The organism is Alloalcanivorax xenomutans (assembly GCF_032810065.1).
Taxonomy (GTDB): domain Bacteria; phylum Pseudomonadota; class Gammaproteobacteria; order Pseudomonadales; family Alcanivoracaceae; genus Alloalcanivorax; species Alloalcanivorax xenomutans.
Map to the genome: position 1 here is coordinate 2,398,111 of NZ_CP136538.1, position 26,042 is coordinate 2,424,152.

General features: G+C 63.5%; 25 protein-coding genes. 11 read left to right on the plus strand and 14 right to left on the minus strand.

What is annotated here, in order from left to right; translation table 11 throughout:
• Positions 1 to 48 precede the first annotated feature (48 nt).
• The 3 genes from RYH70_RS11120 to gstA form a co-directional block, all read right to left on the minus strand.
• Positions 49 to 927: a LysR family transcriptional regulator gene (locus RYH70_RS11120; protein WP_317009124.1), complete on the minus strand. Its 879-nt coding sequence runs from the start codon at positions 925 to 927 to the stop codon at positions 49 to 51.
• A 99-nt stretch (positions 928 to 1,026) separates the two neighbouring features.
• Entirely contained in the window at positions 1,027 to 1,863 is an 837-nt protein-coding gene (locus tag RYH70_RS11125) for a class I SAM-dependent methyltransferase (protein WP_317009125.1), read from the minus strand.
• Positions 1,864 to 1,970: 107 nt separating this feature from the next.
• Positions 1,971 to 2,612: a glutathione transferase GstA gene (gene gstA, locus RYH70_RS11130; RefSeq protein ID WP_317009126.1), complete on the minus strand. Its 642-nt coding sequence runs from the start codon at positions 2,610 to 2,612 to the stop codon at positions 1,971 to 1,973.
• A 118-nt stretch (positions 2,613 to 2,730) separates the two neighbouring features.
• On the opposite strand from gstA, the gene RYH70_RS11135 reads away from it, so the two are divergent.
• The gene (locus RYH70_RS11135) at positions 2,731 to 3,606 is read left to right on the plus strand and encodes a LysR family transcriptional regulator (protein ID WP_080531011.1); all 876 of its coding nucleotides are present in this window, start codon (positions 2,731 to 2,733) and stop codon (positions 3,604 to 3,606) included.
• Positions 3,607 to 3,643: 37 nt separating this feature from the next.
• On the opposite strand, the gene RYH70_RS11140 is transcribed toward RYH70_RS11135, so the two are convergent.
• Positions 3,644 to 5,215 (minus strand): GMC oxidoreductase, encoded by a 1,572-nt coding sequence (locus tag RYH70_RS11140; RefSeq protein WP_022994220.1) that lies wholly within the window; start codon positions 5,213 to 5,215, stop codon positions 3,644 to 3,646.
• Between the two features lie 200 nt (positions 5,216 to 5,415).
• On the opposite strand from RYH70_RS11140, the gene RYH70_RS11145 reads away from it, so the two are divergent.
• A complete protein-coding gene (locus RYH70_RS11145; protein WP_063140071.1) occupies positions 5,416 to 5,640 on the plus strand; it encodes a hypothetical protein in 225 nt (74 codons plus the stop codon).
• A 94-nt stretch (positions 5,641 to 5,734) separates the two neighbouring features.
• Positions 5,735 to 6,847: a hypothetical protein gene (locus RYH70_RS11150; protein ID WP_317009127.1), complete on the plus strand. Its 1,113-nt coding sequence runs from the start codon at positions 5,735 to 5,737 to the stop codon at positions 6,845 to 6,847.
• Here RYH70_RS11150 and modC read toward each other — a convergent pair.
• From modC to RYH70_RS11180, 6 genes are read right to left on the minus strand one after another with little or no spacing between them, the layout of a single operon-like run.
• Complete coding sequence (gene modC, locus RYH70_RS11155) at positions 6,825 to 7,871, minus strand: molybdenum ABC transporter ATP-binding protein (RefSeq protein WP_317009128.1); 1,047 nt, start codon at positions 7,869 to 7,871, stop codon at positions 6,825 to 6,827. The two genes, RYH70_RS11150 and modC, sit on opposite strands and share 23 nt — an antisense overlap.
• Positions 7,868 to 8,545, minus strand: coding sequence for a molybdate ABC transporter permease subunit (gene modB / locus RYH70_RS11160; RefSeq protein ID WP_055099969.1), 678 nt, complete (start codon positions 8,543 to 8,545; stop codon positions 7,868 to 7,870). Before modB ends, modC begins: the two co-directional genes overlap by 4 nt.
• The gene (modA, locus tag RYH70_RS11165) at positions 8,545 to 9,273 is read right to left on the minus strand and encodes a molybdate ABC transporter substrate-binding protein (protein WP_097058454.1); all 729 of its coding nucleotides are present in this window, start codon (positions 9,271 to 9,273) and stop codon (positions 8,545 to 8,547) included. Before modA ends, modB begins: the two co-directional genes overlap by 1 nt.
• Positions 9,274 to 9,284: 11 nt before the next feature.
• Complete coding sequence (gene trhO, locus RYH70_RS11170) at positions 9,285 to 10,220, minus strand: oxygen-dependent tRNA uridine(34) hydroxylase TrhO (protein WP_022994226.1); 936 nt, start codon at positions 10,218 to 10,220, stop codon at positions 9,285 to 9,287.
• Positions 10,217 to 10,549, minus strand: a complete 333-nt coding sequence (locus RYH70_RS11175) for a BolA family protein (protein ID WP_022994227.1) — start codon at positions 10,547 to 10,549, stop codon at positions 10,217 to 10,219. Before RYH70_RS11175 ends, trhO begins: the two co-directional genes overlap by 4 nt.
• Positions 10,550 to 10,600: 51 nt before the next feature.
• On the minus strand, positions 10,601 to 12,139 hold the full coding sequence (locus tag RYH70_RS11180; protein WP_317009129.1) for a carboxylesterase/lipase family protein: 1,539 nt from the start codon (positions 12,137 to 12,139) through the stop codon (positions 10,601 to 10,603).
• Between the two features lie 124 nt (positions 12,140 to 12,263).
• On the opposite strand from RYH70_RS11180, the gene RYH70_RS11185 reads away from it, so the two are divergent.
• Together RYH70_RS11185 and RYH70_RS11190 are read left to right on the plus strand one after the other, a co-directional pair.
• Positions 12,264 to 12,605 carry a hypothetical protein gene (locus tag RYH70_RS11185; RefSeq protein ID WP_063140041.1) on the plus strand — a complete coding sequence of 114 codons (342 nt, stop codon included), beginning with the start codon at positions 12,264 to 12,266 and terminating at the stop codon, positions 12,603 to 12,605.
• Positions 12,606 to 12,772: 167 nt separating this feature from the next.
• On the plus strand, positions 12,773 to 13,753 hold the full coding sequence (locus RYH70_RS11190) for a malate dehydrogenase (RefSeq protein ID WP_022994230.1): 981 nt from the start codon (positions 12,773 to 12,775) through the stop codon (positions 13,751 to 13,753).
• Positions 13,754 to 13,805: 52 nt separating this feature from the next.
• Here the strand turns inward: RYH70_RS11190 and RYH70_RS11195 are convergent, their stop codons facing one another.
• From RYH70_RS11195 to RYH70_RS11210, 4 genes are all read right to left on the minus strand, one after another.
• Positions 13,806 to 14,213, minus strand: a complete 408-nt coding sequence (locus RYH70_RS11195) for a CBS domain-containing protein (RefSeq protein WP_233925740.1) — start codon at positions 14,211 to 14,213, stop codon at positions 13,806 to 13,808.
• 61 nt (positions 14,214 to 14,274) lie between these two features.
• Positions 14,275 to 14,757 (minus strand): ribonuclease E activity regulator RraA, encoded by a 483-nt coding sequence (rraA, locus tag RYH70_RS11200; RefSeq protein WP_022994232.1) that lies wholly within the window; start codon positions 14,755 to 14,757, stop codon positions 14,275 to 14,277.
• A gap of 119 nt (positions 14,758 to 14,876) precedes the next feature.
• Positions 14,877 to 15,569: an NAD(P)H-binding protein gene (locus RYH70_RS11205; RefSeq protein ID WP_022994233.1), complete on the minus strand. Its 693-nt coding sequence runs from the start codon at positions 15,567 to 15,569 to the stop codon at positions 14,877 to 14,879.
• A gap of 2 nt (positions 15,570 to 15,571) precedes the next feature.
• Positions 15,572 to 17,800 carry a response regulator gene (locus RYH70_RS11210; protein WP_316308085.1) on the minus strand — a complete coding sequence of 743 codons (2,229 nt, stop codon included), beginning with the start codon at positions 17,798 to 17,800 and terminating at the stop codon, positions 15,572 to 15,574.
• A gap of 140 nt (positions 17,801 to 17,940) precedes the next feature.
• On the opposite strand from RYH70_RS11210, the gene RYH70_RS11215 reads away from it, so the two are divergent.
• The 6 genes from RYH70_RS11215 to RYH70_RS11240 all read left to right on the plus strand — a co-directional run bounded on the left by RYH70_RS11215 (position 17,941) and on the right by RYH70_RS11240 (position 26,039).
• Positions 17,941 to 18,336, plus strand: a complete 396-nt coding sequence (locus RYH70_RS11215) for a MerR family transcriptional regulator (RefSeq protein ID WP_022994235.1) — start codon at positions 17,941 to 17,943, stop codon at positions 18,334 to 18,336.
• Complete coding sequence (locus tag RYH70_RS11220; RefSeq protein ID WP_022994236.1) at positions 18,329 to 19,492, plus strand: isovaleryl-CoA dehydrogenase; 1,164 nt, start codon at positions 18,329 to 18,331, stop codon at positions 19,490 to 19,492. Before RYH70_RS11215 ends, RYH70_RS11220 begins: the two co-directional genes overlap by 8 nt.
• A gap of 78 nt (positions 19,493 to 19,570) precedes the next feature.
• Complete coding sequence (locus RYH70_RS11225) at positions 19,571 to 21,181, plus strand: carboxyl transferase domain-containing protein (protein WP_022994237.1); 1,611 nt, start codon at positions 19,571 to 19,573, stop codon at positions 21,179 to 21,181.
• A 2-nt stretch (positions 21,182 to 21,183) separates the two neighbouring features.
• Positions 21,184 to 21,963 (plus strand): enoyl-CoA hydratase/isomerase family protein, encoded by a 780-nt coding sequence (locus tag RYH70_RS11230; RefSeq protein ID WP_080531021.1) that lies wholly within the window; start codon positions 21,184 to 21,186, stop codon positions 21,961 to 21,963.
• 81 nt (positions 21,964 to 22,044) lie between these two features.
• Positions 22,045 to 24,075, plus strand: coding sequence for an ATP-binding protein (locus RYH70_RS11235; RefSeq protein WP_317009130.1), 2,031 nt, complete (start codon positions 22,045 to 22,047; stop codon positions 24,073 to 24,075).
• Positions 24,072 to 26,039 carry an acetoacetate--CoA ligase gene (locus RYH70_RS11240; protein WP_163127699.1) on the plus strand — a complete coding sequence of 656 codons (1,968 nt, stop codon included), beginning with the start codon at positions 24,072 to 24,074 and terminating at the stop codon, positions 26,037 to 26,039. The genes RYH70_RS11235 and RYH70_RS11240 overlap by 4 nt, the downstream gene beginning before the upstream one ends.
• The last annotated feature ends 3 nt before the right edge of the window (positions 26,040 to 26,042 follow it).

Consider the following 26,042-nt stretch of genomic DNA (forward strand, 5'->3'; position numbering starts at 1 on the left):
TCATGATACAGACGCGCTCGCCTGGCGGGCAGTGGCGCCGAAGCGCTATCAGTGTAATGGCACGCCGCCCACCAGAGCGCTGGCCCTGTTCAGCAAGGGGTCGTCCGCCCGGTCCGCGCGGTGAGCGAATACCAATCGCACCGGCGGTCCTGCTTCACAGAGCACCGTCACCCCGCCCTGACGCGGTACCTCCTCGGTGCCGTCATCATGCACCAGTCCCAATCCGGCACCGGCGGCGACCAGATCCCGGGTCATGCTTTCCTTGTCGATCCGGATGATGCGCGGAGGCCGGATGCCGTGCTGCCGGAACAGCGCTTCCGCCGCCCGGCCGCACCCGGTATCGGCTCCGGGGCATAGCCACGGCAACGCCTCCAGGCGCCGCCAGTCGAGCGGCCCCGGTGCCACCCAATCCGGCGGCGCCACCAACTGAATATTGAAGCGGGCCAACTCCCAGGCGTTCAGGGCCTCACCCGCCAGCTCGCCGCAGTGATAGAAAGCCGCGTCCAGACCGCCTTCATGAAGCGCTCTGGCGAGGTCTCGCGAATCACCGTATTCCAGCACCAAGTCCACCTCGGGATGGTGCCGTGCCAATTCGGAAAGCAAACGTTGTAACGGTGCCGGCTGAATATTATGGCCGGCACCCAGCCGCAACCGGCCCGCCGGCCGGCCGCGCAGGCGGGCGGCCTGCCGCAGCAGATCCTGGCGGGCCGCCAGCACCGCTTCCGCCTTGGCCAGCAAAGCTTCGCCGTCGGCGGTGAGGCTCATGCCCCGGGCGGTGCGTCGGAACAGAGTCAGTGACAGGGATTGCTCCAGCGCCTGAACGCGGGCGCTGATCGCCGGCTGACTCAGACACAGGAGGCGGGAGGCCCGGGTAATGGAGCCTTCCCGGGCCACCGCCACGAATACGGTCAGTTGCTGCAGATCCATTCGCTTTTTATCCGATCGCTCTTTATCCGACCAATCGGGCTCTCGGCCGGATCCGCATCATCGCCCGAATCGACTCCTGCTGAGAACCCCGCCGGACCGTCAACGCCGTCCGCTAACCAGATGAACCCGGGCGTCCATCCACACTTCGCCGTTGCTCACATGGTTGCGGAATCGCTCCGTCAGTCGTTGCCGGGCGGTCTGACGCTGGGATTCGTCCGCATCGGCCAGACGCTCCGAAATGGCGAAGCTGGATAACGCGAAATCCGCCGCCTGTTCCGGCGCCAATCCGCCGCCCACCGGTAACGGCCCTCGCCACTCGTCCACGTGCAAGCCGCTGAAGCCGGCGTCCGCCAGCAGTGCCAGCAGCGGATCGGGATCGCCGTAACGAAACGGTCCCGGCGCCCGCCAGTCCGGTTCCGGCAGAGCCATCACCGCGGCCACCTCGCGGCGCGCCCCGTCCATCCACAGGTTATCGTCCGCCGGTCCCCAGACCGCGAAAGTAAAGCTGCCGCCGGGCGTCAACCAGTCCGCCAGGCGCGCGAACGCCGCCGCTGGCTCGGCGAAGAACATGATGCCGAAACGGGACACCAACTGATCGAAACGGAGGGATGGAAGATCGGCGACGGTGACGTCGGACTGCTCGAAGATCACCGGAGCGTCCGCGCCAACCGCACGCTCACGGGCACTGGCCACCAGTTCCGGGGCAATATCGAAACCATATACCTGGCTGCCAGCGGCCGCCCGTGCCGCCATGGCCAGACTGGTGCCGCCCCCGCCGCAGCCGATGTCGGCGATACGGCCCGGACGGCTCAGATCCATGGCCGCCAGCAAGGGCGTATCCACCGGTTTGAGCATGGCCTCGATGGCACTCAACTGAGATTGCCACTTACCACCCCGTCCGTTGGCCCAATCCTGGGACTGCAATGCGTCGCTCATTCCTTTCCCCTGGTTCGGTCACCTGAAACCCGGGAGTGTGCCGACACCGATGCACGCCATCCAATCGTTTTTGCCGAGGTCTGACCCCGGCAAAACGAATACCTTCGTCAGTCTCGGGTCCAGCCGCGTTGGTCATGAACTGGCCATGACGCGGCTTCCGCTCGCAGCGCCGTCCGCACCGCCGGGCGTTCACCAATCCGTTCCTGATGCCGCTGCAACGCCGGCCAGGGATTCAGGTCGATGGCGAAAAGCGGGCACCAGCGCAACACCGTGAACAAATAAATATCGGCAACGCTATAACCGCTTTCCATCAGGTAGGGGCGTTGCACCAGAATCGGCTGCAGATAATCCAGGCGCCGCTGAAGCCGCTCGATGAAATGCTCTCTGGCCGCCTCCGGCAAGGCGCTGTTGAACAACGGCGCCAGGCCAGCGTGGATTTCACAGGTGACGAAATTGAGCCATTCCTGTAGCCGCACCCGCTCCCAACCGCCCGCCGGAGGGGCGAGCCCCCGTTCGGGTCGCAGATCCGCCAGGTACTGCACGATCACCGCGCCTTCGGTCAGAACCCGGCCACCGTCCAGTTCCAGGGCGGCAACATATCCCTTGGGGTTGATGGTAAGGAAGTCCCGGCCGTCGGCGGTTTTCTTGGTACGGTTATCCACCTGAATCCGTTCAAATGGCAGTGCCAGCTCGTGCAATACGATGTGCGGCGACAAGGAACAGGTACGCGGGGCGTCATAGAGTTTCATCGGGCTCTCCAAAGCGTCGGCAAATAAGCATCGGGAAACAGCGCCGGCAGTTTGCGTCCCTCCGATAAAGCTGAGAAATTAATATTTAATTTTCCAATCATTAGCCTGGCTACTGACAATGATGAACCTCAGCCATTGGCGCCTGATGGTGGCGGTCGCCGACAGCGGCAACATCACCCGCGCCGCCGAACAGGCGGGCATGACCCAGTCCGCCGCCAGCCAGGCCATCACCCGGCTGGAATCGACGCTCGGTCTGACGCTTTTCGCTCGCTCCCGGCAGCAGGTACGGGTTACCGCCCTGGGCGAACCGATACTGGAGCATGCCCGCGCCATGCTGGCCCATCTGGACGCGATCCGCGCGCTGGTCGATGACAGCCACGGCTTGCGTCACGGGCGCCTTCGCCTGGGCAGCTTTCCTTCGGTCATCTCGACACTGTTGCCACCCATGCTGCGTGATTTCCAGCTGCGTCACCCCGGCATCGAGGTGGTTTCCCTGGAAGGCACCGATGAGGAAGTGGAGGCCTGGTTGGCGGACGGCGCCATTGACCTGGGGGTCGTGTTAAATCCCGCCCGCGGGCGTCAGGCGCTGCTGCTCGGCGGTGATGCCTGGGTCGCGTTGCTTCCCGGCACCCATGAACTTGCCCGCCGCGCCACCTCGCGGGGCATCACGCTGGCGGAGCTGGCGGCGCAGCCGTTTATTCTCGCCACCGGTGGCTGCAAGGTGAACGGGCAAAGCCTGGTCCGCCAGGCCGGTCTTGAATTGGACGATGTACGCGTCACCGTGCGGGACTGGGCAAGTGCCTGCGCGTTGGTCCGCGAAGGCATGGGCGTTTCCCTGGTGCCGGAATCCAGCCTGCCCGATAACCTGCGTGGACTGCGGCATTTCCCCCTGGATCCTGGAATCCGGAGGGAGTTCGGCCTGGTCTGCTCGGCACGAGGACAAACGTCGCCAGCCGCGCAGGCACTCCGGGAGCATCTGGCTGCCGCGATCTGAGCCGCGCCCGCGTCATCAGTGACGGCACGGCGACGCGTTAACCCGGCATCCGCGTGGCGGCGTACTCGGCCAGGGCGGCGATGGTCTTGGACGGGTTCAATCCCAGGGCACGGGGCACCATGGCGCCATCCACCACATACAGACCGGGATAGTGGAATACCGCGCCGGTGTGGTCCACCACCCCCTGCTTGGGGTCGTCGGCCATGCCGCAGCCTCCCAGTGGATGGGGGGTCACCAGATTCTTGAACCACTTCCAGGTGGCCGGCGTCATGCCCCGGCCACCGGTGGCTTCAGTCAACGCCAGGTGGCGGTCGGCCAGCGCCTGCACCGCTTTTTGCGCCTTGCGGTAATCCCATTTCAGCCGCAGCCGGTCCTTTTTCCAGGGCGCGTACCAGCGCCGGCCCAGCCGGAAGCGGCCACCGGGATCGTCCACCGCCTGGCCGAACCACGGCATCATACGCAGGAAGGGATTACTGTCCTCGCCATATTCCAGCATCGCCGCGCCAAGGCGGGTGCGGGCCAGCCGCGGGTGCCGGGCGGTGTGCTCCAACAGGTTGCCGAGCAGATCCGGCAAGCCGCCGTCTTCCACCAGGTAGCGGGCGCCATTGTCGCTGCCATCCAGGTAATCGATGGCACTGGTGATGGTGGGGCCTCGGGTCGGCGCGATCTCACGATCGGAATAGAGCGCCGGAGTGAAGAAGTCACCGTTGCAACTCCAGTTACGTCCCAATGCCCGGCTCAGCTTCGGCAAGGTGCGATACTGATCGCGACAGCGCAACAGCAACTCGGTGGAACCGACACTGCCGGCGGCGACGATCACCCGGCCAGCACGGTAGCGGCGCCAGGCCCCGGCCAACAGATCGCGTACCCCCACCTCGTAGCGCCCATCCTCCAGCGCACGAATCCAGCGCACATGATGTAACGGGCGGATATCGGCGCCATGCTGCTCGGCCCGCGCCAGATAGTTCAGATCCAGGGTGTTCTTGGCGTTCACCGGGCATCCCAGATCGCAATTGCCGCAATGCACGCAGGTGCCTTGCTCCCGGCCGTGGGCGTTGGTCCAGGTTTTGCTGTGGCGATAGTCGTAGGCGTCATCGAGGCCGGCATGCCACTCCGGATCGAACTGGATCGCTTGCGGCACCACTTTGAAACGGCCACCGTGACCAAGCTTTTCCGCCGCTTCGTGCATCAGGCGGGTGCGCGGTGTCCATTGATTGTCCGGCAGCGATTGCACCCCCATCATTTGACCGACGGTGTGGTAATGGCGGCTCAATTGCGGATAACGAATGGCTTCCGGCCAGCCCTGTTCGAACATCTCCGGCCGGGCATCCAGGCTGACGTTGGCGTAGATCAGCGACCCGCCACCCACCCCCGCGCCCATGGCGATGCTCATGTCACCGAAGTAGCGGAAGTCGAGCCAGCCGTTCTGATGTTCGGGCTCGTCCTCATCCCATAGCCAGTTGTCCTGACTGACACTGGGGTAGTCCCGTGATTGCCAGCGGCGCCCCCGCTCCAGCACCACCACCCGTTCCCCGCGTTCCGCCAGCCGGCAGGCCATCACCGACCCGCCGAAACCACTGCCGATAATCAGTGTCGCCACTGTTTCCATGGCGCTTCCCCCTGCTCCGTTCCCAACCCGGACAGCCGCAAAAGCCGCGCGACCGTGCCGCGCCCCCAGGCAATGACAAATAGTCCGTTTTATTCCCTATGCTTTTCAAACACTTGCATGATGGATTGAAAGTAAATTCCTGTCCATCCGCGGCGCTATGTATTATCCTTCGCGCATCTCAGCCCCGCCAGCTTCTCATCATGGAACAGATCGATTTCGTCGACCAGCAGCAGAACCTCCCGACCACTCCGAAACGGGCACCGCGCATGCGCCGTACCGGCTCGGTACGGGCGGGTCACCGCCGCCTCACCGCCGACATTCCCGCGGATCTGCACAAACGCCTGAAGATGCAGGCCCTGCGCGAGGATCGCTCGGTCACCGATCTGATCGTTCACGCGGCGGAATATTATCTGCGCAAGTTGTAGGCCTCCTCCTTCACCAAACCGTCAATAATCCGTCACTGATCCGTCCCCGCCCCCTCGTAGCCTGCCGTAGAATCGGACAAGCGGAGGGACAATCATGGACGCGGATCTCTTTGTGCTCGCCCTGGCGGTACTGTTCGCACTGAGCTACCGGATCCTGTTCCGGGTACTGCCACGGGAACGCTGGCAATTCGTTGCCTGCCTGCCGTTGGCGAAAAACCGTGACGGCACCTGGCGCACGCTCAACCTCACTTATTACGGACTGTTCACCGGTCTGGCCGGCGGCTTCGGCGTGGCCGCGTTCGTATTGCTTACCGCCGCCTCCGGTGTCCCTCTGGGCATCGCCCTGGGACTCACCGCCGGCATTCTGGCTGTGTGTCTGCCGGCGGCCAAGTTGATCGCCACGGTGGTGGAAAAGAATCGTCACGGCTTTACCGTCGGCGGTGCCAGTTTCGTCGGTATCCTGCTGGCGCCGCTGTTACTGTGGGGCGCCGATGAATTATCCCGGCAATGGTGGCAAGAGCCGTTGCCGGTGATGCCGCTGCTGGCCGCCATGACCATCGCTTATGTGCTTGGTGAGGGAGTCGGCCGGCTCGCCTGTATCAGTTTCGGCTGCTGTTACGGCAAATCACTGGAGCAGGCGCCGGCCTGGGCCCAGCGTTGTTTCGCCGGCTTGCACCATGTCTTTCACGGCTTCACCAAGAAGATCGCCTTCGCCGGGAACATGGAAGCGGTGCGGGTGATTCCGATCCAGGCCCTCACCTGCGTGTTCTACACCCTGCTGGCATTGGCGGGCATGGCCTTGTACTTCCACGGACTCTATGCCATCGCCTTCGCTCTGACACTGACCGGCGGACAATTGTGGCGGGTGTACTCGGAGTTTTTACGGGCGGATTTCCGTGGCGGCAAGCGCTTTACGGTTTACCAGACCATGGCCAGCCTGGCGGCGCTCTACGGCCTGCTGATCAGCGCGCTGCTACCGGGCGGCGACACTGTTGTGCCGGTGTTGAGCGCCGGTCTGACCACCCTGTGGCAGCCGGGTATGATTCTCTGCCTGCAGTTAGTGACGGTGGGCATGTTCCTGTTTTCCGGCACCAGCACCATCACCACCGGGGAGCTGCGCTTCGGGCTGGCGCCGGACTGGCGCGGACAGGCCGGTTGCGATAGCGAGGCCGAGCCGCCGCTGGCTACACCAGCGCGGCGGCCTTGATCTGGGCATGGACCCGGATTCCCGGGGCCAGCCCCAGCCGGTCCCGGGAATAGCTGGACAGGCGCGCCAACAGCCATTGCTGTTCGCACCGCAGCCGCACCAGGCATTGCCCTTGGGGCAGGGAGCGGACGTCGTCAACGACCGCCGGAAGGATATTCAGCACGCTGGAATCCGTGGCCGGCGACAATGTCAGGCTCACGTCCCGTGCCGCTACCCGCAGACGCGGTGTGTCACCGCCGGGCCCGGAGGCCGGTACTCTCACCTCACAGGCGCCCAGAGCCAGCACCAGCAAATGATGGTCCTGCTCGTAACGCAGATGGCGGGTGCGCAGCACCACCGCCGCATCCCGATGCGCCGCCAGCGGTGAGCCGGGGCCGGCCAGCACATCATTGACCTCGCCTTGCGCCGCCAGGGCGCCGTCACGCAACCACCAAAGATGCTCCCCCAATGTCAGTACCTCATCCAGATGGTGGCTGACATACAACACCGGAATGGTCTTCGCCACCCGGCCGATCACCTCCATCAGCGCCTGGCGCCGGGCCTGATCCAGGGCCGCCAGCGGCTCGTCCAGCAGCAGCAGTCGCGGCGCGCTCAACAAGGCCCGCCCCAATGCCACACGGCTGGCCTCGCCACCGGAAAGCCCCCGCACCCGGCGCGACAACAAGGGCGTCAACGACAGCAGCTCCAGCACTTCTTCCCACCGTTGCGCCGACCCCGGCGCCCGCCGCGCGGCATAGCGGAGATTGCCGATCACATCCAGATGAGGAAACAACGTCGGTTTCTGCAGCATCAGGCCCACCGGCCGGCGATGGGCCGGCAGCATTCCGGCACGGCCCTGCCAGCGTTCACCGTCGAATTCAATGCGCCCCTGGCAAGGCTCAAGACCCGCCACCGCCCGCAGCAGACTGCTTTTGCCAGCCCCGGACTCACCGAACAGGATGGTCACGCCCCGTTCCGGCAACGTTCCCTGCACGGAAAGCTCAAAAGCGCCGCGACGAAGGACGATATCCAGGGACAGACTCATAGCGGCCCCCGTGCTTTCTTTTGCCAGCGAAACACCGCCCACAGCAGCACCAGCGACAGCACCACCAGCACCAGCGCCAAGCGCTGGGCACTGGCGTAATCGCCCGCCTCCACATGCTCATACAGCGCCACCGAGGCGACCCGGGTCTCGCCGGCGATGCTGCCGCCGATCATCAGCACCACACCGAACTCCCCCAGGGTATGGGCGAAGCCGAGCACCGCCGCGGACAGATAGCCCGGGCGCGCCAATGGCAGCACCACGGAGAAGAACCGGTCGAGAGGGCCGGCGCCGGCGGCGGCGGCCATGTCCAGGACATCCTTGTCGATGGCGGCGAAAGCGTTCTTTAACGGCTGCAGCACGAACGGCAGTGAATAGACCACCGAGCCGATCACCAGACCGGCGAAGGAAAACGCCAGCCCCGGCCGCTCCAGCAGGGAACCCAGCCAGCCGCCGGGGCCGTCCGGGCCAAGAAACAGCAACAGGTAAAAGCCCAGCACCGTGGGCGGCAGCACCAGCGGCAACGCCAGCAGCGCTTCCAGCAGGGCCTGGCCGGGCCGGACGCGGCGGGCCAGCCACCAGGCCAGCGGCGTGCACAGCAGCAACAGGATCACGGTGGTGATCAGCGCCAGTTTGACACTCACCCATAACGCCAGAGTGTCACCGGCCGCCAGCATCAAGGCGTCTCCAGCCGATATCCCGCCGCCTCGATCCGTTGCCGGGCGGCGTCACTGAACAGGAAATCATAGAAGGCGCGGGCCGCCGGCCGGTCATCCAACAGCACCGCCTGTTGGCGAATCGGCGGATAGGATTCCGCCGGTGGCAGCCAGAGGCTGCCGCCGGCTTCGCGCACCTGGGACAGCGCAACGAACCCGGCCCGAGCGGCGCCGCTTTGGATGAATTGAAAGGTCTGCCCCACGTTTTCACCACGCACCAGGGTGACGGACTCCGGCAACGCCAGAGTGGCCAGCACCGCTTCGGCGGCGGCGCCGTAGGGCGCGGTGCGGGCATTGGCCAGCGCCAGTGGCGTCAGTTCACCGCCATTCAAAAGCGCCGCCCCCAGCGCCAGCCCCGGCTCCCGGCTCCACAGAGCCAGCACACCCAGGGCGTAGGTGCGGCGGCTACCGGCGACAATCCGCTGCTGCTGCTCCAACTGACGCGGGCGGGCCTCATCAGCGGCGAGGAACAGGTCCAGCGGCGCGCCCTGCCGTATCTGCGCATAGAGTTTGCCGGTGGATCCCACGCTGACCGCCACCTCGGCCCCGTTATGCCGGGACTGGTAATCCGCCACCAGTTGCCGCATGGGGCCGGCGAAATTGGCGGCCACCGCCACCCGCACCGGCGCTTCCGGCCACGCCAGCAGCGGGAGCGCCATCAGCAAAGCACAGCAGGCGAAGCGGAACATGCCGGTCTCCGTTAGCGTGATCCGGACTCCCGGGGGTTTTGTCCGAGGTGGGCCTCGCCGCGCTGACGGGACAGTTCGATCTGGCGCTGCCGCTCGGCGAAGCGGGCCTTCTGATCCGCCGTGGACTCATGGTAACAACGCGGGCAGGACACACCGGGCTCGTACATGGGCGACAGCTTGTCCTGATCGGAAATCGGCCGGCGGCAGGCGTGGCACTGCTGATACTTGCCGGGTTTGAGGTCGTGATCGACGGTAACCCGCTCATCGAACACGAAGCATTCACCCTGCCACAATGACTCGTCCTTGGGCACGTCTTCCAGGTATTTGAGGATCCCGCCTTTGAGGTGATACACCTCCTCGAAGCCCTGCTGGCGCAGATAGGCGGTGGATTTTTCACAGCGGATCCCGCCGGTGCAGAACATTGCCACCCGTTTGTGGCGGGCCGGGTCCAGATTCTCACGCACATAATCCGGAAACTCACGGAACGCCTTGGTGTGCGGATTGATCGCGCCGGCGAAGGTGCCCACTTCGTACTCGTAGTCGTTGCGGGTGTCGATGACCAGGGTTTCCGGATCGGCGATGACCCGGTTCCAGTCCTCCGCCTCCAGGTAGGTGCCACGTTCAGCGTCGGGGTCCAGATCCTCCACGCCCATGGTGACGATCTCTTTCTTCAGTTTCACCTTGGTGCGCAGGAACGGCGGCTCGTGGGTATAGGATTCCTTGTACTCCAGCCCCTGAAAACGACCGTCCGCCGCCAGCCAGGCCAGCACCGCGTCGATGCCTTCCCGGCTGCCGGCGATGGTGCCGTTGATGCCTTCGCGGGCCAGCAGCAGGGTGCCGCGCACGCCGGCTTCGGTCATGCACGCCAGCAATGGCTCACGCAGGTTCTGGTAATCGTCGAGACGGGTAAAGCGGTACAACGCCGCCACCACGATGACATCGTTCATCGACTGAACTCCGGATCATGTTTGCTGCCGCCACGGCAATCCGGCGAGGCCGCCACCTCGCCATCGCGGGCGTTCCATTCCTCAGGGGTAAACAAATGCAGGGCCAGTGCATGCACCGGACCGGCCAATTCCTCGGACAACACCGCGTAGATCGCCTGGTGCCGGCGCACCGGCATCTTGCCGGCGAACGACTCGGACACCACCGTCAGTTTGAAGTGGGTTTCCGAGTTGGCCGGCACGTTGTGACGGTGGCTTTCGTTCTCCACCGTGACATGGACGACCGGCATGGCGTCGCGGATTTTGCGCTCAATGGCTTGAGCCACGCTCATACTGCTCTCCGTGGAATCGGGTTTGGGGACGCTATTCTACGGTTTTAGTGATCATTTTGCAGTCTCCGGGCGCGGAATAACCCTCTCCCACAGGGCTTCGCCTTCCTGGTCCAGCAGCTCGGTTTCACTGTCGCCGGGCCCGAACTGGTGCACCCGGCGGCTTTCGCCCCAGGCGGCCCAGTCAGCGCCACGGCCGTGGGCAAAGTCGCTCCACACCTGTTGTACCCGGCGGGCCAGCTGTTTCGGCTGTTCGCCGCCACCGGTGAAGTACTGCCCCACCGGCGTATCGGTAATGCCAAACACGAACGGCACGTCGACCACGTGACAGGCCCCCATGGGGATGCCGAACTGGGTGCTCGGCCAGGTGAACTGGAACCCCCAGGTGCGCGGCTGCCGGGCAGCCTGAGCGTCCAGCAAACGCAACGTCGGCACCCGGAAAAGACGGTCGCTCTCCATGGCGGAGAACCAGTCCATGTTGCTGCGCTGCGGGTGCGGGGTAACGTGGGCGCGATAGTAGTCGAACAGGCGCTGGCCGTTGCCCGGCGCGGCACGTTCGAAGCGGCGCAGAATCTCGGCATCGTCCATGGCGCGCATCTGCTCAACCGTTGGGAAGCCGGCCAACGGCCCGGAATATTGAAAGAAGTTCCACTCGTCCCGGCACACCCCGGCGAGCAGCTCGATATCCGCGCAGGCACCATCGGCCATGGCCTGGACCGGAACCCGCGGCAGCAGGTCACCGTCCACCATCGGCAGGAAATTCATCCCGAACTGGGGAGTGGAATCCCGCAATCCCCGCGCCACCGACGTACGCAGGGCCTCCCCCTGGGCCGACAGCCAGGCTTCACCGTCGGCCTGCCGCAAACGGTCGGCGACATCACCCTCGCCGGGTAGCGCCGCCAGGAACGCCTCGGTGACGCGCCGCGACTCCTCCGGCGATAGCACGAAATCGGCGCCACCGGACTGGATGATGGCGCGCTGGAACAGTGGCCGCGCCCGTGGCGCCGCCATCAGCGAGGCGACACTGAAACCACCGGCGGATTCACCGAAAATGGTCACCTGGTCAGCCCGGCCGCCGAACGCCTCGATGTGACGATTCACCCATTCCAGGGCGGCGATTTGATCGCGCAACCCCAGGTTGCTGTCCGCTTCCGGCAGCACCGAGGCGAAATCGGCGAAACCATGGGCGCCCAGCCGATAGGCGGCGTTGACCACCACCACCTTGCCATTCCGGGCCAGTTCGGCGCCGTTATACAGCATCTGCGAAACCGATCCGGCGGTGTAGCCGCCACCGTGATACCACAGCATCACCGGAAAGGGCCCCTCGCCTTCGGGAACCCAGATATTCAGATACAGGCAATCCTCGCCGGATTCCTCCACGCCCATCAGCGGGTTGCGGCGCTGCAAGGAAGGCAGCGGATAGCGATCGGCCCGCTGTACCTGATCACTGTCGGGCAGCGGCTGGGGCGCTTTGAAACGGCGCTCGCCCAGCGGTGGCAATGCATAAGGCACGCCGCGGAATTCGTGGACACCCTCCCCCGGTACGCCCTGATAGCGGCCCTGCGACAGGGTCACGGTCTGTTCATTCGCCACCTTGTTCTCCTTAGCATTTGGCTGGTTGTCGAATTGTTCGACAGAAAAAAAGAGCCCCGCATGTACTCAACGTACACTTGTAGCCGTTATCACGACGCTTACGACTTGGCACAGGAGCCATTCAATGAGTGAACATGACGTAGCAGAAGCCCAAACCGAAGCCACCGGCTTGCGCACGCGCCTGTCCGCCACAACGGACAAGCTTAACAAAGCCGCCCGGGGAATCGTGAATCGGATTACCGAAAACGGCGAGCGCCTGCTGAATGAGCTGGTGGAAACCGGTGAAGCGCTGCGCGGCAAGGCTGGCGACAAAGCCAAGGCCGTGGTCCCGCAGGACTGGCGTGCCAATCTGGCCCATGTGCTTGGCCTGCCCACTCGCGACGAAATGGACGCGCTGGGCAAAAAGCTGGACCGCATCAGCCGCAAGGTCAACAAAATGGCCCGCGAGCAGAAAGCCGCCGGCTGATCCACCGGAAAAAGCATCGCGGCCCTTTTCCACGAGGAAGAGGACCGCGATGTCTTTTCGCATCGCCCCTTTCTTTGCCTCCCTCTTTTCCTTCCGTCCGTGCGCTTGGCGGCGCGGTCCTCTATAATGCGCGCCGACTTCATCTCCCCACGATCTAGGAGACCTTCATGAAAGCACCTGTACGCGTGGCGGTGACTGGCGCCGCTGGCCAAATCAGCTACTCCCTGCTGTTCCGCATCGCTTCCGGCGACATGCTCGGCAAGGATCAGCCGGTAATCCTGCAACTGCTGGAAATCACCCCCGCTCTGGAAGCCCTGAAAGGGGTGGTGATGGAACTGGAAGACTGCGCCTTCCCGCTGGTGGCCGGTATCGTGCAAACCGACGACGCCAATGTGGCCTTCAAGGACGCCGACTACGCCCTGCTGGTAGGTGCCCGTCCCCGTGGCCCGGGCATGGAGCGTAAGGACCTGCTGGAAGCCAACGCGGCGATCTTCTCCGCCCAAGGCAAAGCCATCAACGACAACGCCAGCAAAGGTATCAAAGTGCTGGTGGTGGGTAACCCGGCCAACACCAACGCTCTGATCGCCCAGCGTAACGCGCCGGACATCGACCCGCGTCAGTTCACCGCCATGACCCGTCTGGACCACAACCGTGCCATGGCGCAGCTGGCCAACAAACTGGGCAAGACCGTCAACGACGTGAAGAAGATGACCATCTGGGGCAACCACTCCTCCACCCAGTACCCGGATCTGCATCACTGCGAAGTGGACGGTAAAGTGGCCATCGATCAGATCGAGCAGGACTGGTACGAAGCGGACTACATCCCCACCGTGCAGCAGCGTGGCGCCGCCATCATCAAGGCCCGGGGTGCTTCCTCCGCCGCTTCCGCCGCCAACGCCGCCATCGACCACATGCGCTCCTGGGCGCTGGGCACCGATGAAGGCGACTGGGTTTCCATGGGGATCTACAGCGACGGTTCCTATGGTATCCAGGAAGGCCTGATCTACTCCTTCCCCTGCACCTGCAAGGATGGCGACTGGAGCATCGTCCAGGGCCTGGAAAACAACGAGTTCTCCAAAGCCAAGATGCAGGCCACCGAGCAGGAACTGGCCGAAGAGCGCGACGCGGTAAGCCACCTGCTGCCGTAATCGCCTTCCGGTGTTAACCGGACCCGCGCTCGCGGGTCCGGTTAACCGGTCATCACGCTTCCGACACGATGCCGTTCTCCGCGGCCATCTCCATCATGGCACGCAGAATATCGTGCCGGCTGATTTGTCCTACGAGTTTTCCGTTCTCCACCACCGGGAGACGGCGCCGATGATGGCGCAGGAAAACTTCCATCGCCTCCAATACCGTGGTCTGGGCCGGCAGCACCTGTAATTCACGGCTCATATAATCCGCCACCACACCGATATCGATACCGTGGTAACGGGCTTCGAGCATGCCGCGCAAACAATCGGATTCAGAGAACATCCCCACCAGCCTCCCCCGCTCCACCACCGGCGCCCCGGAAATACGATTTTCCAACAGCAGCCCCATGGCATCGAACAGGGTGACACCCGGATCCAGCGTAAGCGGACCCCATTTCATGTAGTCCGTTACTTTCATTGTTTTCCACATGATTTCATTCCCTTGATAAAGACGACCTCCCCCCCTGGGCGGTCTCAATTCACAGCAGTGCTTCGGTGGAACTGATCACGCCATTGGCGTCGGCGTAGACGAAATCACCAGGACGGAAAGTAACGCCGCCGAAGGTAACATCGATGTTCAACTGACCTTCACCGCGGCGCACCGATTTGATCGGCACACACCCCAGGGTGACCACGCCGAGGTCCAGTTTGGCCAGTTCCCGCACGTCACGGCAGGCGCCGTAAATGATCACGCCTTCCCAGCCATTGCTCACCGCGTTTTCAGCGATCATGTCGCCGATCAGGGCATTGCGCAGGCTGCCGCCGCCGTCCACCACCAGCACCTTGCCTTTACCGTCGGTGGCCAGATGCTCCTTCACACGGGAGTTATCCTCGAAACACTTTACCGTTACGATCTCGCCGCCAAACGCCTGGCGGCCACCGTAGCTGAACCAGTTGAGCCCGGTGACCACGGACACTTTGTCGGCATGCTCGTCACACAGATCGCAGGTTACGAACGTCATATTCACTCCTTGTCAGGCCCGCGGCGGCGGAACCACCAGCGGGCGAATCAACAATTAACAAGACGAGACGCGCGGCCGAAGCCGCGCGTGTTTTACCTTAATTTCCCGCCACTGTAAGGTCAGGCCAAAGCCGGGAACTGGCCCTGGAATTTACCGGCGAACACCTGAAAATCCCGGTACCGCACCCGGTAGACGCCGGTGTCCGGCCCCATCAGGGCCATGCCCACCATGGCCTGCGCCACCCGTTCCGCCGGCACCGGCAACCAATGCGCGTCGGTCCAGCGGGTCACCGGTTCCAGCAGCCGGGAAATCAGGTTGCCCACGTCTTCCGCCAGCCGCTTCTCCCGCCGATAGCCACGCAGCAAGGACGGCTGAATCAAGGCCAGCAGCGGCAGGCCAAGCGCCTCCAGATCCTGTTCCATGCGCCCTTTTACCCGCGCATAGAAAAACGAGGAGCGGGCATTGGCGTTGACCGTGGATACCACCATGAAACGCTGCACACCGGCTTGCTTGGCCATGTGCCCGCAGCGCACCACCAATTCATGGTCCACATGTTCAAAGGCTTCCCGGGAGCCGGCCTCTTTCATTGTGGTGCCCAAACAGCAGAACACGTCGTCCACCTTGAAGAAATCGCCTTCCTGCTCCAACTGCTCCGGATCAATGACTTTTTCCCGCAGGCGGGGGTGTTCCACCTCCACCTCACGCCGGGTCAGCACCCGCACTTCATCATAGGCCTTGCAGCCCAGCAGCAGCCTCAGACAGTGCCGGCCCACCAGCCCGGTGGCGCCCAGCACCAGAGCACGTCGGGTCATTATTATTCTCCTTCGCCTTCTTCATGATCGTCGCTCGCCGATCCCAGCGGCAGCCAGCGGCGCAATACCGTTTCCATCTCTTCAAGATGCACCGGTTTGGCGAGAAAGTCATCCATTCCAGCGGCAAGACAGCGGGCCTGAACGCCCTCGGCGGTGTTGGCGGTAATCGCGATGATCGGCGTGCGCGGACGGCCTTCCTGGCGTTCACTTTCGCGCATCACCCTGGTCGCCTCGAACCCGTCCATGCCCGGCAACATGCAATCCATCAACACCAGGTCATAGGTCTCGCGTTGCAACAAGGACAACGCCGCCGGTGCGTTGCTGAAGGTCTTTACCTGATATCCCAGCTTCGCCAGCATGCCCTTGGTGACCAGTTGGTTGACCTCGTTGTCTTCCACCAACAGCAATCGGAAATGTCTGCGGCGCTCCAGAGCTTCCGCGTTTTCCAGCGGCAGATCCCGTACCGGCACCGCCCTTGGCACTCCCAGCAGACGCTCCAGAGCCCCGCGCAGCACGCTGCGATGCACCGGCTTCACCAGCACCACCAGGCCGTGGCGCTCCACCAGACGCTGGATCGCTGGCTGGGCCCGTTCCTCGATGGTGCACATCAGAATCAGTTTGACCGGTCTCAGGGCCGGATCCACCAGCACGTTGTGGCACAAGTTCAGGGCCAGTTCCTGCCGTTCCCGGGTGTCCACCAGTAACAAATGGAACTCGGATTGTTCGCGCTGTCCGGCCCGTAACGCCTGCAACGCATGGTCATAATCCCGGGCACCCTGACACTGGCAGCCGAGTGCCTCGAATTCTTCCTGCAAACCGGCCAGCGCACCGCCCGCGCTACCCACCACCAGCGCCTGCAAACCGTCCATGGCGCTCAGCAGTTTCTGCGGCTCATTCATGTTGGTCTGCATGCCAAGGCGAACCGTGAACCAGAAAGTGGCGCCCTCGCCTTCCACGCTTTCCGCCCCAATAGAGCCGCCCATGGCCTCGGTGAGCCCCTTGCATACCAGCAAACCGAAACCGATGTGCTTGGCGGCGAAGGCGTCCTGGGCGCCGTCCAGGAAGTGATCCTGGAACAGGGTGCGCAGCGTATCGGTATCCATGCCTCTGCCCTGGTCGCTGACTCTGACGCGCAGCACCCCTTCATTGTCGCTTTCTTCGGTGAAATCCACGTCCAGGCGGATCTCGCCTTTGTCGCTGAACTTCACCGCGTTACTGAGCAGATTGGTCAGCACCTGCATGAAACGGTCACGGTCGCCACGGACCCGCCGGGGCAGCATGCGATCCACTACCGCGGACAATTCCAGCCCCTTGCTCTGCGCCATGGGACCGAACGCTTCCAATGCCTGTTCCAGGGTGCCACGCAGATCGAAATAGTCCGGGCTGAGCACGATGCGGCCGGTGAGGATACGGGAGTAATCCAGCACGTCGTCGATCAGCGCCAGCATCAGTTTTCCGCTCTGCCCCGCCGCTTGCAGATATTCACGCTGCTCACCGGAAAGTTTGGTTTCTTCCAGCAGCGACATCATGCCCATCACCGAGTTCATCGGTGTGCGCAGCTCATGGGCCAGGCGGTAGACCAGACTCAATTGGATGTCGGTACCGGCATGATGATCCCGCCGCCGGTCATGCTGTTCGCCGCGCCGTTCACGGGTCACCGCGTGCCAGAACAGTTCATACTGGCCCCGGTAAAGACGGAATAAATAGAAGGTGTAGGCACCGACCAGGACCACCAGCAGCCACTCTTTCATGCCGCCATAGAAAAACAGTCCGAGCAGGATCGGCACGAACATCAGCACGATATAGAGCTGGCGCACGCGCAATCCCGCCATCCAGGAACTGCCCAGGGCGGTGGTGACACCAACGTTATAGAGAATAACCACGAAGAAGTTGAAGCCGGCGCCGGTGCGCCACAGCAGCCACACCGGCATCACGCCCCAGACCAGGGCGTGCAGAATCAGCCCGGCGCCGAACAGCTTGCGCCAGCGCGCCGGACCGGCGCCGTACAGAGCGTCGAACCGGGCGATCAGCCACAATCGGAAGGCCGTGACCAACACCACAGCGCCGCCGGCGATCAATGTTTCCAGTTCGTGGGCCCGGTATACCCCGCCCCAGGCCGTCACCAGGGCATAAACCAGAAGGGCCGCCAACACCCCCATCAGGGAGTTCTTGGCGGCCCCGTAATCCACTCGCTTGAGGACCTTGCGATCTTTTCTGTATATCACCGTCATTCTGCCGACATACGGATCAGGCGTAAGTTAGGCCTTGCCGTCATTAAATTCAACCGTAATGACGCGCGCGTCAAAGAAGGTTCGCCATCAGGCACTCACAGCATCTTTACGTTTACGTAAACTTCCCCTATGCTGCCACCATGACAACACAAAAGACCTACAGCATCGGCGAGTTGGCCCGCGAATTCCAGATCACCACGCGCACCATCCGCTTTTATGAGGATCAGGGCCTGCTGCACCCACAACGGCGCGGTCAGACCCGGATCTATCTACCTTCCGACCGCGTCGCGCTCAAACTGATTTTGCGCGGGAAGCGTCTGGGGTTGTCCCTGGCCGAGTCCCGCGAGCTGATCCAGCTGTACATCCCCGCCGGGGACAACCGCCATCAATTACAGGCCCTGCTCGACAAAATCGCCGAAAAGCGGGCCATGCTCGAGCAGCAACTCAAGGACATCCAGGCCATGCAGCAGGAAATGGATGAGGCTGAACAACGGGCCCGTGAGGCCATGATGCAATTGGAGAACAATAATGTTTGACGGTGGATTGGACTTTCACTTCGACGAAACCCTGAATGCCCTGCGCGACAGCGTGCGCGCCTTTGCCCGGCGCGAAATCGCGCCCATTGCCGCCCAGGTGGACAGCGACAATCTGTTCCCCAATGAACTATGGAAAAAACTCGGTGATCTCGGTGTGCTTGGCATCACTGTTTCCGAGGAGTATGGCGGTGCCGGCCTGGGTTATCTGGCCCATACCCTGGTGATGGAAGAGATTTCCCGCGCCTCCGCGTCCATTGGCCTGTCCTACGGTGCCCATTCCAATCTCTGCGTGAACCAGATTTTTCTCAATGGTAACGAAGCGCAAAAAGCCAAATACCTGCCCAAGCTGGTGAGCGGTGAGCATATTGGCGCCCTCGCCATGAGCGAGCCCGGCGCCGGCTCCGACGTGGTGAGCATGAGCCTGCGCGCGGAGAAGAAAGGTGACCGTTACGTCCTCAACGGCAACAAGATGTGGATCACCAACGGGCCGGACGCCAACACCTATGTGATCTACGCCAAAACCGATATCAACGCCGGACCGCGCGGCATCACCGCTTTCCTGGTGGAACGGGATTTCCCCGGTTTCTCACGCGCACAGAAGCTCGACAAGCTGGGCATGCGCGGCTCCAATACCTGCGAGCTGGTGTTCGAGAACTGCGAAGTGCCGGAGGAGAACATCCTCGGCAAACTGAACGAAGGCGTTCGCGTTTTGATGAGCGGCCTGGATTATGAGCGCACCGTGCTCTCCGGCGGTTCCACCGGCATCATGCAGGCCTGTCTGGATGTGGTGGTACCCTACGTGCATGAACGCAAGCAGTTCGGCAAGGCCATCGGCGAATTCCAGTTGATGCAGGGCAAACTCGCCGACATGTACGTCACCCTCAATGCCAGCCGCGCCTATCTTTATCAGGTGGCCCGTTGCTGCGATGCCGGCCAGACCACCCGCAAGGACGCCGCCGGTGTCATTTTGTATTGCGCGGAGAACGCCACCAAGATGGCTCTCGACGCCATTCAGTGTCTCGGCGGCAATGGCTATATCAATGAATACCCCACCGGTCGTTTGCTGCGCGATGCCAAGCTTTATGAAATCGGCGCCGGCACCAGCGAAATCCGCCGCATGTTGATCGGCCGGGAATTGTTCAACGAGAGCGCCTGATATCGCGGCCGCCCGCTCCCACACTGTTCTTTTACCGCCGGAGCGGCTCACCAGCCGCGATTCTTCCGAGGATCGCATATGCCCAAAATCATCAGTCATCTTAATAAGAGCGCGCCGGAGTTTGACCAATACCGCGAGCACAATCTGAAGCTGCGCGGGGAGTTGCGGGAAAAGCTCGCGCACATCGCCCACGGCGGCGGTGAAGCGGCGGAGACTCGATTACGGGAAAGAGGCAAGCTGCCGGTGCGGGAACGCATCCAGTACTTGCTGGACCCCGGTTCCCCCTTCCTGGAGCTGTCCGCGCTGGCCGCCGACGGGGTTTACCCCGGTGAGGACGTTCCCGCCGCCGGCTGTGTTGGCGGCATCGGCCGTATCAGCGGCGTGGAATGCATGATCGTCGCCAACGATCCCACCGTGAAAGGGGGTAGCTATTATCCGCTGACGGTGAAGAAGCACCTGCGCTGTCAGGCCATTGCCGCGGAAAACCGCTTGCCCTGCGTCTATCTGGTGGATTCCGGCGGCGCCAATCTGCCGCGCCAGGATGAGGTGTTCCCGGACCGGGATCACTTCGGCCGCATCTTCTTCAACATGGCCAACATGTCCGCCAGCGGCATCCCGCAAATCAGCGTGGTGCTGGGTTCCTGCACCGCCGGCGGCGCCTATGTGCCGGCCATGGCCGACGAAGTGATCATGGTGCGTAATCATTCCACCGTGTTTCTGGCCGGCCCGCCGCTGGTCAAGGCCGCCACCGGCGAGGTAGTGAGCGCCGAGGAGCTGGGCGGCGCCGCGCTGCACGCCGAGCAATCCGGCGTCGCCGATCACCTGGCCGAGGACGAACCCCACGCGCTGGATCTGGCGCGGCGTTGCATTGCCCGGCTCAACTGGCGCAAACCGGAGCAACTCGACATTCGCGAAAGCCGCGCGCCGGCCTATGATCCCCAGGAACTCTACGGACTGATCCCGCCCACCACCCGCTCGCCGATGCCGGCACGGGAGTTGATCGCGCGCATCGTCGACGGTTCCGAACTGGACGAGTTCAAGGCCAGCTACGGCACCACTCTGGTCACCGGCTTCGCCCGTATTCATGGCATACCGGTGGGCATTCTCGCCAACGATGGCGTGCTCTATTCCGAGTCAGCGCTGAAAGGCGCTCACTTCGTCGAGCTGTGCAACCAACGCAAGATTCCGTTGTTGTTTCTGCAGAACATCACCGGCTTCATGGTCGGCAAGAAATACGAAGCGGAAGGAATCGCCAAGCACGGCGCCAAGATGGTCAATGCGGTGGCTTGCGCCCGGGTACCGAAATTCACCGTGATCACCGGCGGCAGTTTCGGCGCCGGCAACTACGGCATGTGCGGCCGTGCCTACGACCCACGCTTCATGTTCATGTGGCCCAATGCCCGCATCTCGGTGATGGGCGGCGAACAGGCCGCCAGCGTGCTTACACAGGTCAAGGTGGCTTCGCTGAAAAAGAAAGGCGAGAGCTGGAGCGAGGAACAGGCGCAAGCCTTCCAGGAAGAGATGACCGCTCAATATGAGTCCATGGCCACGCCCTGGTACGCCAGCGCCCGGCTCTGGGACGACGGCGTCATCGACCCGGTGGACACCCGCGACGTGTTGGGGCTGGCGCTGTCCGCCAGCCTCAACGCTCCCATTGAAGACACCCGCTACGGCGTATTCCGGATGTAATCATGAGTGTAGAACTGACCCTGCAAGCGCCGGTGGCCCGCATCACCCTGAACCGGCCGGAAAAAAGCAACGCTTTCGACAACACCGTCATCGAGTCCCTGATCGACGCTTTCGACCGGGCCGGTGCCGACGACCAGGCCCGAGTCATCGTGCTCGATGCCGCCGGCAAACACTTCTCCGCCGGCGCCGATCTCAATTGGATGCGAGCCATGGGCCAACTGGACCATGAAGAGAATCAGCGCGATGCGTTAAGGCTGGCGGCGCTGATGGCGCGCATCGATCAGGCCGGCAAGCCGGTCATAGCCCGGGTCCAGGGCGCGGCCTTCGGTGGCGCGCTGGGATTGATTTGCGCCGCCGATATGGCGGTGGCGGCGGACAACGCGCGCTTCTGTCTGAGCGAGGTCAAGCTCGGCATTCTGCCCGCGGTAATCGCCCCTTATGTGGTACGCGCGCTGGGCCCCCGTCAGGCACGCCGCTACTTCATGACCGCCGAAGTAATCGCCGCGCCGCGCGCCAGGGAACTGGGCATCGTCCATGAAGTGGTGGCCGAGGATCAGCTCGATACCACCGTGGAGGCATTGGTTGACGCCCTCTTGAAAGGTGCTCCGGGAGCTCAGCTGGAGGCCCGCGATCTGGTACGGCGCAGCGACGAGCAGCCACTGGCCGAGGACTTGATCGGTTACACCGCCGAACTGATCGCCCGCCTGCGCACCGGAGACGAGGGCCAGGAAGGGCTCGCCGCCTTCCTCGAAAAACGCGCGCCGGCCTGGAGCGCCTCCTGATTCGTTGGTGACCACGGAACCCCGGGGGTTGTCGAATCCCGGGAGTGTCATAAAGAGATCCATGAAAGGGCTGATATAAGAATGACCAACATCACCACACTGCTGATCGCCAACCGCGGAGAGATCGCCCGCCGCATTATCCGAACCTGTCGCGAACAAGGTATCCGTACCGTGGCGGTCTATTCCGAAGCCGACGCCGAGCTGCCCCATGTCCGTGAAGCGGATCAGTCCGTTTGTCTCGGGCCGGCGCCGGCCCGGGACAGTTATCTGGATATCGGCAAGGTGATCGACGCCGCCCGCGCCACCGGCGCCCAGGCGGTGCACCCCGGTTACGGCTTTTTGTCGGAGAACACCGGGTTCGCCGCCGCCTGCGACGAGGCCGGCCTGATCTTCATCGGCCCCGGCGCCAACGCCATCCGGGTGATGGGTGACAAGGCCGCCGCCCGGCAGTTAATGAGTGAAAACAAAGTGCCGGTGCTGCCCGGATTCGATCAGGAAAGCGCCGACGATGCCACTCTGGCGAGCGAAGCGGAACGGGTCGGTTTCCCATTGCTGATCAAAGCGGTGGCCGGCGGCGGCGGCAAAGGCATGCGCGTGGTGGAAAGCGCGGATCGCTTCGACGAAGCGCTGGCCTCCGCTCGCCGCGAGGCCAGCGGCGCCTTCGGCGACGACCGGGTGCTGCTGGAACGCTACCTGCCCACCGCCCGTCACGTGGAAGTGCAGGTGTTCGCCGACCAACACGGCAACGCCGTGCATCTGTTCGAGCGGGACTGCTCGGTACAGCGCCGTCACCAGAAAATCATCGAGGAGGCTCCCGCCCCGGGGCTGGACGAGGCGCTGCGTGAACGGCTCGGCGAAGCGGCGGTGCAGGCCGCCCGCGCCATCGACTATGTCGGCGCCGGCACCGTGGAATTTCTGTTGGCGCCCAACGGCGAGTTCTTCTTCATGGAGATGAACACCCGCTTGCAAGTGGAGCATCCGGTTACCGAGATGATCACCGGCGAGGATCTGGTGGCCTGGCAGATCGCCGTGGCCGAAGGGCGCGCGCTGCCGAAACGCCAGGACCAGATCCAGCGGCACGGTGCCGCCATGGAAGTGCGTCTCTACGCGGAAAACCCCTATCAGCATTTCCTGCCTTCTTCCGGCACTCTGCAGCCCCTGGTGTGGCCGGAAGGCGTGCGGGTGGACGCCGGCTTCGAGGCCGGCGACACGGTCAGTGATCACTATGATCCGATGATCGCCAAGCTGATCTGCCACGGTGCCGACCGGGAACAGGCCCGCCGCCGTCTGGTGCTCGGCCTGGAAAACCTGATGCTCGGAGGCATTCACCATAACGGTGCCTTTCTGCACCGGGTGCTGAGCAGCGAGCCGTTCAGCCAGGCGGAGCTGGACACCCGCCTGCTGGAAAAACATCCGCATCTGCTGGAACCGGTGAGCGTGCCGGTACCGGCTCTGGCGGTGGCCGCCGCGGCGCTGGTGGTACAACGGCCGGCAACCGGCAGCGATCCCTGGCAGGCCTTGAACGGCTGGCGGCCGTTAGGCCGGCGCCAGACTCTGGTGCCGCTCAAAGTGCTGGACGAGAATCTGATCGTGATCCTTGAGGACAATCAGGCCAGCGTGAACGGCGTCCCTCTGCCCTTCCAGTTCCACAGCGATGGCGGGCGCTTCCATCTCGGCATCGATGGCGGGCGCTTCCATCTCGGCATCGATGGCGGGCGCTTCCATCTCGGCATCGATGGCGGCACACTCGTTGACGATGTGGCCATTGGCGATATGACCTTTTCCGGACGCTTCGTCGACCAAGGAGAACGGTTGTGGTTGTTCGTGGCCGGTCAGGACTATGCGGTAGACCTGCATCCGGCGCGGGAAAGCGGGCACGATGCCGGACACGGCGATTTCACCGCCCCCATGAGCGGCACCATCGTCGCCCTGCATGTGAACCCCGGTGACCGCGTTGCCGCCGGTGACGCGGTGATTACACTGGAAGCCATGAAGATGGAGCACACCCTGCGCGCCGGCGGCAACGGCATCGTTCATGGTTTCAACGTGGGCGCCGGTGATAGTGTCAGCGAGGGCACCCTGCTGGTGGAGTTTGAAGTGGAGCAAGAATGACAACCCTTGATCAACAACCGCTTTGGCAACCGGATCAACAGCGCCTGCAACACAGTGCGCTGAACCGTTTCTGGCAGCAAGCCCGTGCCCTGTCCGGCCTGCCCCTGCCGGACTATCGGGCCCTGCACCAATGGTCGGTGAACGAACCGGAAGCGTTCTGGAATCTGGTTTGGGACTTCTCCGCACTGCAAGGCGAAAAAGGCGCCGAGGTGCTGGAGCGGGCCGAACGCTTCCGTGACCACCGCTGGTTTCCCCAGGCCCGCCTGAATGCAGCGGAAAATCTGTTGCCCCGTCATGACGATCACACCGCTCTGATCAGCGTGGACGAGGCCGGCCAGCGGCACCAAATCAGCTACAGCGAATTGCGCGTGGCCGCCGGCCAGGTGGCGGCTCAGTTGCACGATGCTGGCGTGCGTCCCGGCGACCGGGTGGCCGGCTATATGCCCAACCGCATCGAGACCATCATCGCCGCGCTCGGTGCCGCCTGGATTGGCGCGATCTGGTCGTCCTGCTCTCCGGATTTCGGCGTCCAGGGCGTGCTCGACCGTTTCGGCCAGATCGAACCGAAGGTGCTGTTCGCCTGCGACGGCTATCAGTACAACGGCAAGTGGATCGACCTGGGCGAGCGCCTGCAAACCCTGCGCGAACAACTGAAACCGGAATTGCTGGTGGTGATTCCCGGCCGCGGCAAGGCCAGCAATGTGCATGCGGCCCTGCCCTGGAGTGAGTGGCTGGACGCCGCCGGGCCGGCGCCGGCATTTGCCGCCCTGCCCTTTGACCATCCGCTGTACATTCTCTATTCCTCCGGCACCACCGGCGCCCCCAAGTGCATCGTCCATGGCGCCGGCGGCACGCTGATCCAGCACGCCAAGGAGCACCGGCTGCACGGCGACCTGGGCGCCGATGACGTATTGTTCTACTTCACCACCTGCGGCTGGATGATGTGGAACTGGCTGGTGGGCGGTCTGCAGAGCGGCGCCACCCTGGTGTTGTACGACGGTAACCCGGCCTACCCGGACGCTTCCCGGCTGTTCGATCTGATCGACACCGAGGGCGTCACCCACTTCGGCACCAGCGCCAAATTCGTGCAGGCGGTGGAAAAGGCCGGCATTGAACCGATCAAGAGCCATAGTCTGGAAACCTTGCGGGTACTGTATTCCACCGGCTCTCCGTTACTTCACGAAAGTTATGATTTCCTCTACCAGAAAGTGAAACCGGATTTGCTGGTCAGCTCGATTTCCGGCGGCACCGACATCATCTCCACCTTCGCGCTCGGCAACCCCATGCTGCCGGTCTATCGCGGTGAACTGCAGTGTCTGGGGCTGGGCATGGATGTGGCGGTGTTCGACGACGACGGCCAGGCGGTCAGCGGAGAAAAAGGCGAGCTGGTGTGCCGCACACCGTTCCCATGCTGTCCGGTGGCGTTCTGGAACGACCCGGACGGCCAGCGTTTCCAGGATGCTTACTTCGAGCGTTTCGCCTCCCTTGGCATGGACATCTGGGCCCATGGCGACTATGCCGAAACCGTTGCCCACGAAGGTCACGACGGCCTGATCATCCATGGCCGCTCCGACGCCGTGCTCAACCCCGGCGGCGTACGCATCGGCACCGCCGAGATCTACCGCCAGGTGGAAACCCTGCCACAGATTCGCGAGGCGGTGGTGATCGGCCAGCAATGGCAGGGCGATGTGCGCGTGGTGCTGTTCGTGGTGATGGCCGGGGACGCGGTCCTGGATGACGATCTCAAACAAACTCTTCGCCAGACCATTCGCGACGGCGCCAGCCCGCGCCATGTGCCGGCGGTGATCCTGGAAGTGCCGGAGATTCCCCGCACGGTCAGTGGCAAGATCGTGGAACTGGCGGTCAGGGACATCGTCCATGGACGCGAAGTCCGCAACCGCAACGCCCTGGCCAATCCGGATGCGCTGGCGCATTTCGCCAACCGGCCGGAACTGGCGGAATAAGCC

Coding starts and splice junctions, on each gene's coding strand:
- RYH70_RS11230 (WP_080531021.1), top strand. CDS start 21,184: ATGAGTGTAGAACTGACCCTGCAAGCGCCGGTGGCCCGCATCACCCTG.
- RYH70_RS11185 (WP_063140041.1), top strand. CDS start 12,264: ATGAGTGAACATGACGTAGCAGAAGCCCAAACCGAAGCCACCGGCTTG.
- RYH70_RS11195 (WP_233925740.1), bottom strand. CDS start 14,213: ATGAAAGTAACGGACTACATGAAATGGGGTCCGCTTACGCTGGATCCG.
- modB (WP_055099969.1), bottom strand. CDS start 8,545: ATGCTGGCGGCCGGTGACACTCTGGCGTTATGGGTGAGTGTCAAACTG.
- rraA (WP_022994232.1), bottom strand. CDS start 14,757: ATGACGTTCGTAACCTGCGATCTGTGTGACGAGCATGCCGACAAAGTG.
- RYH70_RS11235 (WP_317009130.1), top strand. CDS start 22,045: ATGACCAACATCACCACACTGCTGATCGCCAACCGCGGAGAGATCGCC.
- gstA (WP_317009126.1), bottom strand. CDS start 2,612: ATGAAACTCTATGACGCCCCGCGTACCTGTTCCTTGTCGCCGCACATC.
- RYH70_RS11150 (WP_317009127.1), top strand. CDS start 5,735: ATGGACGCGGATCTCTTTGTGCTCGCCCTGGCGGTACTGTTCGCACTG.
- RYH70_RS11175 (WP_022994227.1), bottom strand. CDS start 10,549: ATGAGCGTGGCTCAAGCCATTGAGCGCAAAATCCGCGACGCCATGCCG.
- RYH70_RS11210 (WP_316308085.1), bottom strand. CDS start 17,800: ATGACGGTGATATACAGAAAAGATCGCAAGGTCCTCAAGCGAGTGGAT.
- RYH70_RS11220 (WP_022994236.1), top strand. CDS start 18,329: ATGTTTGACGGTGGATTGGACTTTCACTTCGACGAAACCCTGAATGCC.
- RYH70_RS11215 (WP_022994235.1), top strand. CDS start 17,941: ATGACAACACAAAAGACCTACAGCATCGGCGAGTTGGCCCGCGAATTC.
- RYH70_RS11125 (WP_317009125.1), bottom strand. CDS start 1,863: ATGAGCGACGCATTGCAGTCCCAGGATTGGGCCAACGGACGGGGTGGT.
- RYH70_RS11240 (WP_163127699.1), top strand. CDS start 24,072: ATGACAACCCTTGATCAACAACCGCTTTGGCAACCGGATCAACAGCGC.
- RYH70_RS11140 (WP_022994220.1), bottom strand. CDS start 5,215: ATGGAAACAGTGGCGACACTGATTATCGGCAGTGGTTTCGGCGGGTCG.
- modA (WP_097058454.1), bottom strand. CDS start 9,273: ATGTTCCGCTTCGCCTGCTGTGCTTTGCTGATGGCGCTCCCGCTGCTG.
- modC (WP_317009128.1), bottom strand. CDS start 7,871: ATGAGTCTGTCCCTGGATATCGTCCTTCGTCGCGGCGCTTTTGAGCTT.
- RYH70_RS11145 (WP_063140071.1), top strand. CDS start 5,416: ATGGAACAGATCGATTTCGTCGACCAGCAGCAGAACCTCCCGACCACT.
- trhO (WP_022994226.1), bottom strand. CDS start 10,220: ATGAACGATGTCATCGTGGTGGCGGCGTTGTACCGCTTTACCCGTCTC.
- RYH70_RS11120 (WP_317009124.1), bottom strand. CDS start 927: ATGGATCTGCAGCAACTGACCGTATTCGTGGCGGTGGCCCGGGAAGGC.
- RYH70_RS11135 (WP_080531011.1), top strand. CDS start 2,731: ATGATGAACCTCAGCCATTGGCGCCTGATGGTGGCGGTCGCCGACAGC.
- RYH70_RS11225 (WP_022994237.1), top strand. CDS start 19,571: ATGCCCAAAATCATCAGTCATCTTAATAAGAGCGCGCCGGAGTTTGAC.
- RYH70_RS11205 (WP_022994233.1), bottom strand. CDS start 15,569: ATGACCCGACGTGCTCTGGTGCTGGGCGCCACCGGGCTGGTGGGCCGG.
- RYH70_RS11190 (WP_022994230.1), top strand. CDS start 12,773: ATGAAAGCACCTGTACGCGTGGCGGTGACTGGCGCCGCTGGCCAAATC.